Annotated in this window: 7 protein-coding genes; 3 read left to right on the forward strand and 4 right to left on the reverse strand. The window is 65.4% G+C overall.

Going from position 1 to position 14,758, the window contains the following annotated elements; translation table 11 throughout:
* Positions 1–36: 36 nt before the first annotated feature.
* Together B842_RS04335 and B842_RS04340 are read right to left on the reverse strand one after the other, a co-directional pair.
* Positions 37–1,254, reverse strand: a complete 1,218-nt coding sequence (locus tag B842_RS04335; RefSeq protein ID WP_052437734.1) for an ATP-binding protein — start codon at positions 1,252–1,254, stop codon at positions 37–39.
* Positions 1,251–6,224 carry a DEAD/DEAH box helicase gene (locus tag B842_RS04340; protein ID WP_040085390.1) on the reverse strand — a complete coding sequence of 1,658 codons (4,974 nt, stop codon included), beginning with the start codon at positions 6,222–6,224 and terminating at the stop codon, positions 1,251–1,253. The genes B842_RS04335 and B842_RS04340 overlap by 4 nt, the downstream gene beginning before the upstream one ends.
* 411 nt (positions 6,225–6,635) lie before the next feature.
* Here B842_RS04340 and B842_RS04350 point away from each other — a divergent pair, with 411 nt between their 5' ends.
* From B842_RS04350 to B842_RS04360, 3 genes are all read left to right on the forward strand, one after another.
* Positions 6,636–7,268: a TetR/AcrR family transcriptional regulator gene (locus B842_RS04350; protein ID WP_040087317.1), complete on the forward strand. Its 633-nt coding sequence runs from the start codon at positions 6,636–6,638 to the stop codon at positions 7,266–7,268.
* An 8-nt stretch (positions 7,269–7,276) separates the two neighbouring features.
* The gene (gene mfd, locus B842_RS04355) at positions 7,277–10,924 is read left to right on the forward strand and encodes a transcription-repair coupling factor (protein WP_040085391.1); all 3,648 of its coding nucleotides are present in this window, start codon (positions 7,277–7,279) and stop codon (positions 10,922–10,924) included.
* A 99-nt stretch (positions 10,925–11,023) separates the two neighbouring features.
* A complete protein-coding gene (locus B842_RS04360; RefSeq protein WP_040085393.1) occupies positions 11,024–12,163 on the forward strand; it encodes an HNH endonuclease signature motif containing protein in 1,140 nt (379 codons plus the stop codon).
* Here B842_RS04360 and nadA read toward each other — a convergent pair whose 3' ends face one another.
* Both nadA and B842_RS04370 read right to left on the reverse strand, forming a co-directional pair.
* Positions 12,164–13,261 carry a quinolinate synthase NadA gene (gene nadA, locus B842_RS04365; RefSeq protein WP_082028366.1) on the reverse strand — a complete coding sequence of 366 codons (1,098 nt, stop codon included), beginning with the start codon at positions 13,259–13,261 and terminating at the stop codon, positions 12,164–12,166.
* A 19-nt stretch (positions 13,262–13,280) separates the two neighbouring features.
* Entirely contained in the window at positions 13,281–14,741 is a 1,461-nt protein-coding gene (locus B842_RS04370) for an amino acid permease (protein ID WP_040085396.1), read from the reverse strand.
* Between the last annotated feature and the right edge of the window lie 17 nt (positions 14,742–14,758).

The following is a 14,758-nucleotide window of genomic DNA, read 5'->3' on the forward strand; positions in this document are numbered from 1 at the left end:
GGGTCCTGGTTCGGTCAGATGGAAGCTTCGCAACTCTCATCTTGTACCGGCCAGGACCTCTACATGTTGTGCCACCCCGAACCCCACCCCGTGGTCAGCTACGCACTCCAAATCGTGAAGAGCCGATTTACGGTTAGATTCCTTGAGCGTCGCGGCCGCGGCCGCAAAGACCGTTTCGAGGGTGATAGACGGGTCATCCGGCGACTTAAGCGAACCTAAGAAGCGGTGGAAATCCTCGGAGAACCGCACTGACCCCTTCTGAGGACTGATGGTGATGTACCGGTCGATGATTCTGGGGTCGGACACATCGATACGCAGCAGCTTTAGCTCCTTGCGCGGCTCTTGAACACCACTCCAGTCGCCTTGAGTGATCAATCGGTCCGCGTCGTAGATGTAGAAGCCCTGGTGCCCGAGCTCGTCCTTGGCCTCGAGGTGGAAAGCGTCGTTGTTTGACCTGTTGGTCCAGATGTGGGCCGTGATGCCCGGGGCATCGGGGTTGCCACCCTGAGTGAGCAACCGCGGGTAGCCCCGCTGCCCCGACTTGTTGTAACCGAAAGGATTGATCGCGCGGATCGCCGGCGTAGGTGTCGGAGCTTCCCCGTCCCAACTGATGCGCAGACTCACGTTCAATCGCTCGGATTCAACAAAGCGGTGGTAACGGATGCCGATGTGTTTGCGTAGTTTCTCCAGCTGCTGGCTGACGAAGCGCTGACCTGCCTGCGAGTCATCTCCGAGGTAGACGTTTGTCAGGCCATCCCACAAGATGGTTGTGCCATGGGATAACGTCACCAGCCCGTGGCGAAGATTCCACGCCTTTGTGACGGCTCGTTCGTTGAGCACCCCGGCGGTGAAGCTGTCCTTCGACAGTTGATAACCGTGGGGATAGTCACCACGCCGACGAGAGAGGATAGTTGGCTGCTCTGAATTGGCGAACGACCCTTCCTTCAAACCCATGCCGTAGCGACCGATATTGGTTTCGGACTGGGCGGAGTGCCCGCCGAGACGTAGCACCTCCGTGATCTTCTCCTGGGACATGCCACGTCCATCGTCATGGATGGAGATCTGCTGCAGGCGGTGCCCATCCACGTGCAGGACAATGGCAATGTTCGTGGCGCCGGCATCGATGGCGTTGTCAATAAGCTCATCGAGGCCGGTGTCCAGATCGTGGTTAGCGCCGAGGGCATGGTTGATCGCGGCGTTGGGGGGTAAGTCGAGGACACCATCGAACTCGGTCGCTGAGATGTGGGAGGTCATTCAGCCGTGTCCTCCAGGCTCGCGACGATGCGGACTGTTTCCATTGCGACTCGGGTCACTTTAGCAATCAGATCAGCGATGTACCGCGGATTACCCACTTCATCAGCCCAGTCGTTGGGGTCGTTGACGATGCCAGAGGCCTTGTCCTTCTTTACCTTGTAGCGGTCGATGATCCACGCCAGCGCAGACCGTGACCCGAGCATGTACTCATCCGCTTCGGCCGGAATATCGGAGATCGTGACTTTCGGGTTGTAGATCATCCGCGTGACGTCATTGACCAGCTTCTTTGTCTCCGGGTCACGGTACTTCGCCCACTTCAAGGCGGTAACCCGCCAGGTCTCCCGGTCCGCGGGATCAGCAGACGGCTTCACCTCAACGGTCACCGGCCACGGCTCAACGTCCTCGTAGCGGACGTGCAGATCCATGAGCTGCTCGCCGCCCGCACGGACCTGATCGAAACGTGCCCGATCAGTGGGGGTTTCAATATGCGGCAGCATCTTCTTCAGATCTGCTTCATACATCTCGCGGTACTGCGGATCGTGTAGCTGGCCGTAGACGTAGTGGAAGATGTCATCTCCGGTCACATCCTCGCCGAGGGCATCCCGGTACAGCTTCTTGATCTCGTCGGTGATGTTGTCCACACGTCGGTACCCGTCAACGATTTCGCCGACATCGCCGTAACGGCTGGGCTCCGACTGCCTGGTGCCCGTCCCTCCCAGATCCAACTCACCCTCGGGGGCTTCGACGGCCTCCCAGGTGAAGCGCGGGAAGAACTGGCCTGTGTAGGTAAAAAAGGAGAGATCAGGCATCATGTTTGTTGCGAGCAACGCAAAGGTCGCTGCGTCCCGGGGAGCCATGACGACGAACCCAATGTTGGTGTGTTCCGGGGTCGGGAACATCGACGGCATTTGTGAGCGCTCGTGATTGAGGATTTGGTCGAAATAGCCAAATTGCTTGTTGAATGGCCGATAGAGTCCGGTGAATACCTTCTGTTCGGTGTAAGAAGCGGTCCGGTTTTGGGCTGCGGATGTACGGAGGCTTCTGCTCCATTTGATTCTGGTGGTGTTGTTGTGTTCGGGGAAGTCTTTGAGGAAGGCGTTGACTCGTGCTTCACCGGATCCTGTGGTGTAGTCATGCGCGTGCGTGGCAAAGGCAGCTGTTGCGGCGTTGTAACTATCGCTCAACAGTCGGACTTGGTGAGCAAGGCGCGTGGGAGAGGACTGGTACACCCACGGGTCGCGATTTGTTTGCAATCCGGCGGAGAATACTCTGAAGATCCGCGGTGTAGCTCCGTTTGACTTCTTCTCTCCCAGCACCGGCCATGTTTCAAAATCTTCCGAACGCTGTGACACCCAATCTCCGTAACGGTTGGGGGTGATGTTCTGCCAGTCGATATTGTCCACGGTTGAGCGATCGACGATGTTGAGCTTTTCTTCGGCGGTGAGGTAGTCGCCGATGTCGTGGTAGTGGATGGTGCAGCCGGTCTTATCCGGGTCGATGACTCCAACCGTGATCGCGATGGTTGTACGACCGCCATCGCGGAAGACGTTGCCGGCTTCCTTGCGACGGACGTCTCCCGCTGTCCGTGCATTTCCACGCAGGTTGAACACGTAGAGGTCGGTGAAGTCTTCGGTCATGGACAGGCGTACGCCGTCGCCGGTGTTGCCGTCGATCCAGCCGCCATTGGAGACGAACGCGACAACGCCCTGGTTTCCGATGCGGTCGGTGGCCCAGCGGTAGGCACGCAGGTAGGAGTCGTAGAGCGAGTTTTTGTTCGTGGCTGTGGACTTCGCGGCGTAAGTCTCCGAAATACGCGCGTCGAGAGTGGGGTATTTCAGGTTGGCGTTGAGGTCATTGGCTGAAGTCTGGCCCACGGAGTAGGGCGGGTTGCCGATGATGACCCGTACGGGGGCTTTCTTCTGTCGCTCGATGCGGGAGTTGTTGTCTACGAAGTAGTCGAGGTCGAGTTGGTCGTCTTCCTCATGCACCTGGAAGGTATCCGCCAGTGCGATGCCCTCGAAAGGCTCATAGGTGGGGGAGTCGGCACCGTCGCGTTGGGCGGCTTCCTCCTGCAGTGCCTGGTAGGTGGTCTCGATGTTGACGGCGGCGACGTAGTAGGCGAGCAGCATGATCTCGGTGGCGTGCAGCTCGGTGGCGTATTTACGCGCCAGATCCTCCGGCTTGATCAGACCCGACTGCAGGAGCCGGACCATGAAGGTGCCGGTGCCGGTGAAGGGGTCGAGGATGTGCACCCCTTCGTCGGTGAGGCCACGGTCGAAGTGCTTGCGGGAGACGTCGTCGGCGGCCCGGAGGATGAAGTCGACGATCTCGATGGGGGTGTAGACGATGCCCAGTGCCTCGGATTGCTTCTTGAAGGCCTTTTGGAAGAAGCGTTCGTAGAGTTCCTTGATCACGGTCTGTTTGCCGGAGGCGCTGGTGACCTCGGCGGCGCGGGTGCGCACGGACTCGTAGAATTTGGTCAGCGATTCGGTCTCGGATTCGAGCTGGGAGTCCGAGAGGGCTTGCACCATGCGGTTCATCACCTGGGCGACGGGGTTGTGGGAGATGAAGTCACTGTCGGCGAACAGGGCGTCGAAGACGGGGGCGGTGATCAGGTGCTGGGAGAGCATGCTGATCGCTTCGGCCTCGGTGATTGAGTCGTTGAGGTTGCCGCGTAGTCCTTCGACGAAGCGGTCGAACTCCGCCCGGACAGTGCCGTCGGCGGCGTTGATGAGCGAGGTGATGCGGATGATCTGGGCCTCGGCGATGCCGGCGACGTCGTCGGCCCACAGGTTCCAGTATTTGCGGTCCCCGACCTTGTCCACGAGCTTCGTGTACAGCGCCTCCTGCCACTGCTCCAGGGAGAACAGTGCAAGGGTCTCGGCAGTGAGGTCTTGATCGTAAGCTTCGGTTGTACGGTCGCCTTCATGCGCAGCGAGCTCCTTGCGGGGATCGGAGACCGAGTCGACTTCGATGGGTAGTGCTGCAGGCTCGCCTTCGTTGAGGGAGATGGAGTTGACCTGGGCGTTGAAGCGGTCGTCGTGGGCACGCAGGGCGTTGAGGATTTGCCACACGACCTTGAAACGCACGTTGTCGTTGAGCGCTTCAGAGGGGGAGGCGCCGGGCGGGACGGCCACAGGCAGGATGATGTAGCCGTAGTCCTTGCCCTCGGACTTGCGCATGACACGGCCGACAGACTGGACCACGTCGACCATGGAGTTGCGCGGGTTGAAGAAGACCACGGAGTCGAGGGCGGGGACGTCGACGCCCTCGGACAGGCACCGCGCGTTGGTGAGCAGCCTGGTTTCATTATCCGGCATGGTCGATTCCAACCAGGAGATCTTTCGGTCCCTGGTCTGGGCATTCATGCTGCCGTCGACATGATCAGCCTGGATATCGAGATCGGCATTAGACAGGTCAACGTCATTGAGTACCGCGTGGTCCCTGAGGGTCTCCTGGTGCTGGGAAATGAGCGCGGGGAAGGATTCTGCGATCTGCTTGGAGGTATTGATGTCCTTGGCAAACGCGACTGTCCGGCGCATGGGCTCCGCTCCATGGTCGAAGCCGGATTTCGTGCCCTGTTCCTTGCCGGAGCGTTTGGCCAGACCGTTCCATGCACCGATCATGGCCGAGGCCAGAGACAGGTTGACGGACTGTCCTGGGCCACGTGCCATGGCCTCCGCTGCGACATCCTCATCAACGGTCATGACGAGGACCTTGTAGTCGGTGAGCAGGCCCTTCTCCACGGCCTCACCGAAGCCGAGGCGGTGGAACTCCGGGCCGTAGACGGCCTCGTCGTCCATGGACGCCAGTTCGGCGGAGTGTTCGGCGGCTTTGCCCTTGACGGCGTCGTCGAAAAGCCGTGGGGTGGCGGTCATGTACAGGCGCTTGGTGGCCTTGATGTAGTTGTTGTCGTGGATGCGGACGAAGTTGGAGGCGTCCTCGCCGGCCAGGGTCACGCCGGTGGTGCGGTGGGCCTCGTCGCAGATGACCAGGTCGAAGTCGGCCAGGCCCTCCTGCTGTGCCTCGTGGATCGCGGGGAGGGACTGGTACGTGGAGAACACGACGTCCAGACCAGCACGCCGACGGCCCCGCTCGAAACGGCGGGCGATTGCCGTACCGTCCGTGGAGACGGGGATTTCCAGGTCATAAGAGGCGATGTCCTCAGCGCGCTTGTTAACCTTCGTGTCGGAACAGACGGCGTAGGGGCGCAGATCCACCTCTGTCTGGGCAGTCCACTCCTTGAGCGTCTGGGACAGTAGCGCGATGGAGGGGACGAGGAAGAGGACGCGAGCGCGGCCACCGTTGTTCTTCGCGACGCGCTCGGCAAGGCGCAGAGCCGTGAAGGTCTTGCCGGTGCCGCAGGCCATGATGAGCTTGCCACGGTCATGGGTGCTGAAGCCCTCAAGCACCTTCTCGATGGCAGTTTGCTGATGCGGGAGAGGCTTGTACACCTCACGCAGGGAGAGATTGATTTCGATCTCTGAATTCGGGAATGTCAAGTCCCAGTTGATGGGGGACTTCGAAATCGAATACATACCGATCCGGTTCGTGGGGATCAGCTGGTTCTCCAGCATCGCCTCCGCGGTGGAACCCCAGTGGTCGGTAGTGGAAATCACCAGGCGGTTGGCGAATGCCTCGGTGCCCTTGTCTGTCTGAAAGGTACGCCCGGAAGCTTCGAAGAAGGAATCCAGGTGCGGCTTCTGGATTCTCGTGGTGGGCAGGTAAAACTTGCACTGGATCGCGGTCCAGGTCTTGTCCTCACGTCTCCTGGCTACCAGGTCGATGCCGGTATCTATCTGGCCGCCGTTAAACTCCCAGTCCACCCAGCGGCACACCTGGTCGTACTCTTGGCTGAGCGTCGGGTCATGGCGGAAGTAGTTGACCATGAGCTTCTCGAAGGCGAGGCCGTACTTTGCCGGCGGCTGGTTGTTTCGAAGTTGCGCGATCGCGTCAGCAAAAGAAGACATGTATCGATTATGCCCGCTGTGCCAGTTGGAGGTGAACATCGACTGTCGGCAGTGAGGGAGTGATTACCACCGGGGAGCAACCTCTGTGGTTGGTTTCGCCGGAGCACAGCTCTTAGCTCTGGATCCTGCGGAAAGCCCGGAAGGATGAGAACGGACCGGACCATGACGTGGAACAGTTCCTTCTGTGGTGCGCACGCGGAACTCGCCGCCAGCCTGGCGTGAAGGGTGCCCGGCGGCGTCGGAAAGCACCGGAAAGCGGTGGAAAGAAGAAGCTTCCCCGCTAGGACTCGAACCTAGAAAGCTGGTACCAAAAACCAGAGTGTTGCCAATTACACCACGGGGAAAGACGTAGATCAGCGTACCTGAACCGTGGCTGGGGACTAAACGCCGCATCGGGATAGGCTGGTGGGCATGGTTCGACAGCGGATGACGGGCAAGGAACGCCGGGAGCAGCTCATTTCGATCGGCCGCGAGGTGTTCGCGGAACGCGGTTTCGAGGGCGCGAGCGTGGAGGAGATCGCGGCGCGGGCCGCGGTGTCCAAACCGGTGGTCTACGAGCATTTCGGCGGCAAGGAGGGGCTCTACGCCGTGGTCGTGGACCGGGAGATGATCCGCCTGGAGCAGATCATCACCGAGGCCCTGTCCCACGGCCGTTCCCGTGTGCGCATCGAGCAGGCCGTCATCGCCCTGCTCACCTACGTGGAGGAGGAGACCGACGGGTTCCTCATCCTCGTCCGTGACCTCGTGCCCGGCCAGGACCAGTCCTATGCGACGCTGCTCAACACCGCCGTTGGGCAGGTGTCGCACATCCTGGGCCGCTCCTTCGAGAAGCAGGGGCTCGACCCGGACGTCGCGATCCTCTACGGGCAGGCGCTGGTGGGCATGGTCTCCATGACCGCCCAGTGGTGGCTCGACGAGCGGGAACCGGCCAAGGAGGTCGTGGCCGCGCACATCGTCAACCTGTGCTGGAACGGCCTGGCCGGCATGAAGCCGCACCCCACCCTGTCCGATGAGGTCACCGCCCAGCTGGGGGAGAAGAAGTGACGCCTGCCATGCTCGCCGGCCTGCTCAAGGTCGCCGCCACCGACCCGAAGCTCAAGGGACTGGTCGCCAACGTCGGCGCCCGCCGCCTGCACCTGACCGGCATCGACCAGGTCCGGCCGTGGGCGATCGGCACGCTCGCGCACCACGCGCCCGTGCTCGTCGTCACCGCCACCGGCCGCGAGGCGGAGGACCTCACCGCCGAGCTGCGCGCCATGCTCGGCGACCGTGTTGCCTGGTTCCCGTCCTGGGAGACGCTGCCGCACGAACGGCTGTCCCCGGGCGTCGACACCATCGGCCAGCGGGCCCGCGTCCTCGACCTGCTTGCCGACGACCACCTGTCCGTCGTCGTCACCGCCGCCCGCGGCTTCTGCCAGCCACTGCTCGCCGAGGTGGAGGGCCGCGCCCCGATCCGCCTGCGGGTGGGCGCGGAGCACGACTTCACGGGCCTCGTGGAGGAGCTCGTCTTCCGCGCCTACAGCCACGTGGACATGGTGGCGCGCCGCGGTGAGTTCGCCACCCGCGGCGGCATCCTCGACATCTTCCCGACGACCGCCGATCAGCCCGTCCGCGTCGAGTTCTGGGGCGACGAGGTCACCGACATCCGCCACTTCGCCGTCGCCGACCAGCGCACCATCCCCGAGGTGGAGGTCACCCACGTCGAGGTGTACCCGGCGCGCGAACTGCCCATCACCGACGCCGTCGCCGCCCGCGCCGCCGACCTGGCCCGCGAGCACCCCGGCAACGCCACCCTCGTGGAGCTGCTGACGAAGATCTCCGACCGCATCCCGGCCGACGGGATGGAGGCGCTGATCCCGGCGCTCGTCGACACGCCGATGGTCACCCTGCCGGAACTCATGCCGGACAACACCCACGTCCTGCTCGTCGGCCCGGAGAAGATCCGCACCCGCATCGCCGACCTGGCCGCCACCGACGCCGAGTTCCTTGCCGCCGGCTGGGAGGCCGCCGCCATGGGAGCGTCCGGCCCCGTCGCCGCCGCAGGCCTGGACCTGGAGTCCTCCTCCTACCGCTCCTACGAGTCGCTGGAGGCCGGGGCCCTCCAGGCCGGCCAGCCGTGGTGGACCTTCGCCCCGCCGGGCATGTTCGAGGCCGACGACGCCGACACCCTGCCCCTCGACTTCGAGGCCGGCCCCACCCCGCGTGGTGACACCACCGAGATCGCCGCCATGATGTCCCTGCTCGTCGCCCACACCACCGCCGGCGGACGCGCCGCGTTCATCGCGCCCGCCCCCGGCGCGATCCGGCGCATGGTCGACCGCTTCGCGGAGGCCGGGGTCCCCGCCCGCGTGGCCACCCCCGGCTGGGAGCCCTCCCCGGGTGAGGTCACCCTCTACCAGGCGCTGAGTCACGCGGGCCTGGTCTTCGACAAGGTGCGCAAGCACCGGGACGCCGCCGCCCTGCCCCTCGTCGTCATCACCGAGACCGACCTCACCGGCAACCGCGTCGGCGACATCGCCGGCGCCAAGCGCCGCCCCGCGCGGCGTCGCCACCGTGTTGACCCCCTGGCGCTGAAGACCGGCGACCACGTCGTCCACGAGACACACGGCATCGGACGGTTCCTCAAGATGGCGGAACGGACGATCCACGCCGGGGACGAGACGTCGAGACGCGAGTACATCGTCCTCGAGTACGCCGCCTCCAAGCGCGGCCAGCCCGCCGACCAGCTGTGGGTCCCCATGGACTCCCTCGACCTGCTGAGCAAGTACACCGGCGGCGAGTCACCCACCCTGTCGAAGATGGGCGGCTCCGACTGGAAGAACACCAAGAAGAAGGCCCGCGCCGCCGTCCGCGAGATCGCCGGCGAGCTCGTCGAGCTCTACGCGAAACGCCAGGCCGCCCCCGGCCACCAGTTCGCCCCGGACACCCCCTGGCAGAAGGAGATGGAGGACAACTTCCCCTTCGTCGAGACCGAGGACCAGATGCTCGCCATCGACGCCGTGAAGAACGACATGGAGTCGAACGTCCCCATGGACCGCGTCATCGTCGGCGACGTCGGCTACGGCAAGACCGAGGTCGCCGTGCGCGCCGCCTTCAAGGCCGTGCAGGACGGCAAACAGGTCGCCGTCCTCGTGCCGACCACCCTCCTCGCCCAGCAGCACCTGGCCACCTTCGAGGAACGCATGGCCGGCTTCCCCGTCACCATCCGCGGCCTCTCCCGCTTCACCACCAACGCCGACGCGAAGGAGATCACCGCGGGACTGGCGGACGGGACCGTCGACATCGTCATCGGCACCCACCGCCTGCTGGCCACCGGCGTGCACTGGAAGAACCTCGGCCTCATCATCGTGGACGAGGAGCAGCGTTTCGGTGTCGAACACAAGGAGCACATCAAGGCGCTGCGCCACAACGTCGACGTGCTCACCATGTCCGCCACCCCGATCCCGCGCACCCTGGAGATGTCGATGGCCGGCATCCGCGAGATGACCACCATCCTCACCCCGCCGGAGGACCGCCACCCGGTGCTCACCTACGTCGGCGCGCAGGAGGAGAAGCAGATCGCCGCGGCCATCCGCCGGGAGCTGCTCCGCGACGGCCAGGTGTTCTTCATCCACAACAAGGTCGCCGACATCGAGAAGAAGGCCCGCGAACTGCGCGACCTCGTCCCCGAGGCCCGCATCGTCGTCGCCCACGGCCAGATGTCCGAGGAACTGCTGGAGAAGACCGTCCAGGGCTTCTGGGACCGCGAGTACGACGTGCTCGTCTGCACCACCATCGTCGAGACCGGCCTCGACATCGCCAACGCCAACACCCTGATCGTCGAGAACGCCCACCACATGGGCCTCTCCCAGCTCCACCAGCTGCGCGGGCGCGTCGGCAGGTCGCGGGAACGCGGCTACGCCTACTTCCTCTACCCCAAGGGCGCCACCCTCACCGAGACGTCCTACGACCGCCTCGCCACCATCGCCCAGCACAACGACCTCGGCGCGGGCATGGCCGTCGCCATGAAGGACCTCGAGATGCGCGGCGCCGGCAACGTCCTCGGCGCGCAGCAGTCCGGCCACATCGCCGGCGTCGGCTTCGACCTCTACGTCCGGCTCGTCGGCGAGGCCGTCGACGCCTACAAGGCACTCGCCTCCGGCCAGGTCCTCGACGCCACCGACCAGGGCCCCAAGGAGATCCGCATCGACCTGCCCGTCGACGCCCACATCCCCGAGTCCTACATCAACTCCGAGCGGCTGCGCCTCGAGGTCTACCGCAAGCTCGCCGCCTCCGCCACGGAGCAGGACCTGCGCCTGGCCGTCGAGGAGATGGAGGACCGCTACGGCCCCGTCCCCGAGGAGGTCTCCCGACTGCTGTCGGTGGCCCGCCTCCGCCACCAGGCACGCCGCGCCGGGATCTCCGAGATCATCGTCCAGGGCACCCGCATCAAGATCGGCCCGGTGGAACTTCCCGACTCCCGCCAGGTTCGCCTCAAGCGCCTGTTCCCCGGCGCGACCTACCGGGCGGCGGCGAAGGCCATCCAGGTGTCCTTCCCCAAGGCCGGCCGCGGCGCCGGGCAGCCCAACCTCCGCGACGTCGAGCTCATCCAGTGGGTCGCCGACTTCCTGTCCCGCATGTTCGACATCGGCGAGGTGGACGTCACCGGTGGCCGGCGGCAGGAGAAGAAGGTGTTCACCGTGACAGAAGTCAAGCGGTAGACTCCGCGCGGCGGCGTTTCTGTGGATAACCCGGTGTTGTCCACAGGGCAGGACAGTGCTTTCCGACGCCCACCCCGTCCACCCCCTATCGTCCGGGACATGGACATTGTCGCCGCGATGGAGGCCCTGCGGGGCGTGACGGTGCTGGAGGCCATCGCCTCCGGACACCTCACCCGGCAACGCATCGTCAGCCTCGGCTTCCGCGACGCCGGCGCCTGGATCCTTTTGGCCGAGGTGTTTCTCGGACCCACCCGACACCGGAAGCTGCAGGCCCAGGCCCTCGACGCGGCGCGGGAGGGCGGGCTGTCGCTGGATGCGCTGCGGGTCGTCGACAAGCACACCCGCAAACTCCTGCCCGGCGCCGCCGTCACCGAATGGGAACTCCGCGCCGAACTCTGCCACCTGCGCGGCACCGTCGACGAGATCGACCGGGCGGCCTCCGCCCGCGTCCGCGACCTCAACCGCACCGTGCCCGACGCGGAGAACAAGGCCTTCGCCGGACGCGCACTCAAGGGCGGCAAGAACACCGACGCCCGCGGCCTCCGCACCGCCACCATCACCCTGCCCGAACGGCACATGACCGCCTTCCTCGGCCGCCTCCTGCCCACCGCCCGCCGCCTCCGCCGCGACAACCCGAGACTCACCTACGAACAGGCGATGGCCGACGCCCTCCTTGCAGGTGGTACAGGCCCCAGTGGCCCGACCCCGCCGGTCCCCCTCGTCGTCGTCCCCGTCCCCGAGTGGGCGCAGGTCCTGCGCCGCGAAAAGGACGACACCATCTTCGGCCTCACCGACGGCACGACCATGACGGGCAGGGAACTAGTCGAGCAGGTCACCGCCGAACACCACTACGTCGGCGTCTACCACCCCGTGGAAGGCCCGGTGGACCTCTACCGCTCCGAGCGCACCGCCAGCCCCAAGCAGCAGAAACTCCTCGCCGCGGAGACCCTGCTGTGCCCCACCCCCGTGTGCACCACCTCCGCCGACGACTCCCAGGTCCACCACCTCAAGGCATGGAAGCAGGGCGGCAACACCAACGTGGCCGAGATGACCATCGCCTGTCAGGTACACAACGCCCGCAACGACGACGACCCCGACGCCCCGCCCCGCAACGGACGCCTGGAACGAGAACCCGGCGGGGTGGTGTTCCACCCACCCGACGGCGGGCCGCCGCAACGGAACAGACACCCGCTGCGGGAACTGTCGGCGATGGGACTCATCGCCGCCGGGCGGGCCTGACTACTCGCCCAGCCCCGACTGACCGACGGCGATCATGCGCTCGAGCGATTCGCGGGCCGCGTCGGCGGTCTCCTTCGGCACGTCCACCTCGTCGACACCCAGGGCCAGCGCGCGCAGCAGGGCGGCCGGGGTGATCATCTTCATGTAGGAGCAGGAGGCACGCTCGTTGACCGGCTCGAAGTCGATCTCCGGGGCGGTCTGACGCAGCTGGTGCAGCATGCCGATCTCGGTGGCGACCAGGACGGTGCCGGTCTGCTGGTTCTTCGCCTCGTCGAGCATCTGGCCGGTGGAGAGCATGTGGACGCGCTCCTCGTCGACCAGACCCTCACCGGCGAGGTAGATGGCGGAGTTGGCGCAGCCGCACTCGGGGTGGATGTAGAGGTCCGCACCCGGGTGCTCCTCCGTCTTGGCCACCAGATCCGGACCGGAGATGCCGGCGTGGACGTGGCACTCGCCGGCCCAGATGCGGATGTTGTCGCGGCCGGTCTCGCGCTTGACGTGGGCGCCGAGGAACTGGTCCGGGTTGAACAGGATCTCCCTGTCGGCGGGCAGCGACTTCACGATGTCGACGGCGTTCGAGGAGGTGCAGCACACGTCGGTGAGCGCCTTCACGTCGGCGGTGGTGTTGACGTAGGAGACGACGAGGGCGTCGGGGTGCTCGGCCTTCCACTCGGCGAGCTGCTCGGCGGTGATGGAGTCAGCCAGGGAGCAGCCGGCGCGCTCGTCGGGGATGATGACGGTCTTCTCGGGGGAGAGGATCTTCGCGGACTCGGCCATGAAGTGGACGCCGCAGAAGATGATGACGTCGGCGTCGGTGTCGGCGGCGATGCGTGACAGGCCGAGGGAGTCGCCGGTGAAGTGGGCGATGTCCTGGATCTCGGGGAGCTGGTAGTTGTGGGCGAGGATGACGGCGTTGCGTTCGGCGGCGAGGCGCCTGACCTCGGCCGCCCACTCCTCGTCGGCCTCGACACCGGTCCAGCCGGTGGGGCCTTCGGTGACCTTGTCGAGCAGGGGGGATGCGAGCGGGGACAGCTTCTGGGCCACTTCTTCTCCTTGGATTCCCGTTGTGTGGGGCCAAGTATCCCAGACAACGGGCATTTGGCCGAAACGGTGGGAGTCAGAGGCTGAGGGTGCCCTGGGCCAGTCCCCACACGGCGACAGCTCCGGCCCCGACCAACACTGCGACGACGACCGCCTCGAAACGGTTGAAGACCTTCTCGTTGGCCTGGAGGCGGGTCCACACGTAGGGGAGGAGGCCGGGCAGCACCGCGAGGGCGCCGAAGAGGACGAAGGTGAGGTCCGCGGCGTAGAAGAGCCAGGCGGCGTAGGTGAGGGCCAGCAGGCCGACGGCGAGGTGGCGGCGGTTGTCGGCGGGGGAGGGGGTGGGGCCGCTGTCGTCGAAAAGCACGCCGGCGTGGGGGTGGGCGACGCCGCGCCCGCGGACGGTGAGCAGCACGAGGTAGAGGGCGGAGAAGAGGTAGGGGACGAGGTAGAGGACCGTCGCGAGCTGCACCATCGAGATGTAGGCGGTCTCGTTGAGGAAGAAGATGATCACGGTGATCTGGATGACCACCGTCGACAGCAGCTGCGCCGCCCAGGGGGCGCCCGCGCGGTTGATGCTGCCGAAACGGCGCGGCAGCAGCCCGTCGTAGGCCATGAGGGCAAGCGGTTCGGCGCACAGCATCTGCCACGACACGTAGGCGCCGAGCACCGACAGGCACAGGCCGAGGGAGATCAGCGCCCCGCCCCAGGGGCCGACGACGGCCTCGAGGACGGCGGCCATCGAGTTGTCGGGCAGGGCGGCCAGCTCCTCCCGGGTGAGGACACCGTAGGAGAGCATCGACACCGACATGAGCAGCGCGAGGACGGTGAGGAAGCCGATGATGGTGGCGCGGCCGACGTCGGCACGCGTGCGCGCCTGCTTGGAGTACACCGACGCCCCCTCGATGCCGATGAACACCCACACGGTGAACAGCATGATCCCCTGCACCTGCCCGAAGACGGGCCCCCCGCCCCAGAAGTCCGCGGTGAAACGGTCCCAGCTGAAGCCGAGGAAGGCGACGAGCAGGATGAACGCGGCGATGGGGAGGAGTTTCGCCACCGTGGTGACGGCGTTCATGAACGCCGCCTGGCGGATCCCCCTCGACAGGCCGGCGAAGATCACCCAGGTGAGGGCGGAGACGGCCAGGGCGGTGGCGACGGGGTGGTCCGGCCCGATGCCGGGGACGTAGTGGCCGAGGGTGTTGAAGAAGAGGGTGGCGTAGCCGACCTGGGCGATGACGGAGCCGAGCCAGTAGCCCCAGCCGGAGGTGAAGCCGATGTAGTCACCGAGGCCCGCGCGGACGTAGGAGTAGACGCCGGAGTCGAGGTGGGGGCGGCGGACGGCGAGGATCTGGAAGACGAACGCTATCGACAGCATGCCGACCGCGGAGATCGCCCAGCCGATGAGTGCGGCACCGGGCCCGGCCGCGGAGGCCGCGTTCTGTGGCAGCGAGAAGATGCCGGAGCCGACGGTGGACCCGATGATGAGGGCCACCAGCGACCACACTGTCACTGTATGGATACGGGGTGATGTCACCCGTCCACTCTAGACCC

Source organism: Corynebacterium humireducens NBRC 106098 = DSM 45392 (genome assembly GCF_000819445.1).
Lineage (GTDB): Bacteria > Actinomycetota > Actinomycetes > Mycobacteriales > Mycobacteriaceae > Corynebacterium > Corynebacterium humireducens.

Excerpts from the sequence above, each read along its gene's own strand:
- B842_RS04335 (WP_052437734.1), bottom strand. The coding sequence starts at position 1,254 with ATGACCTCCCACATCTCAGCGACCGAGTTCGATGGTGTCCTCGACTTA.
- B842_RS04350 (WP_040087317.1), top strand. The coding sequence starts at position 6,636 with ATGGTTCGACAGCGGATGACGGGCAAGGAACGCCGGGAGCAGCTCATT.
- nadA (WP_082028366.1), bottom strand. The coding sequence starts at position 13,261 with ATGCCCGTTGTCTGGGATACTTGGCCCCACACAACGGGAATCCAAGGA.
- B842_RS04340 (WP_040085390.1), bottom strand. The coding sequence starts at position 6,224 with ATGTCTTCTTTTGCTGACGCGATCGCGCAACTTCGAAACAACCAGCCG.
- mfd (WP_040085391.1), top strand. The coding sequence starts at position 7,277 with ATGCTCGCCGGCCTGCTCAAGGTCGCCGCCACCGACCCGAAGCTCAAG.
- B842_RS04360 (WP_040085393.1), top strand. The coding sequence starts at position 11,024 with ATGGACATTGTCGCCGCGATGGAGGCCCTGCGGGGCGTGACGGTGCTG.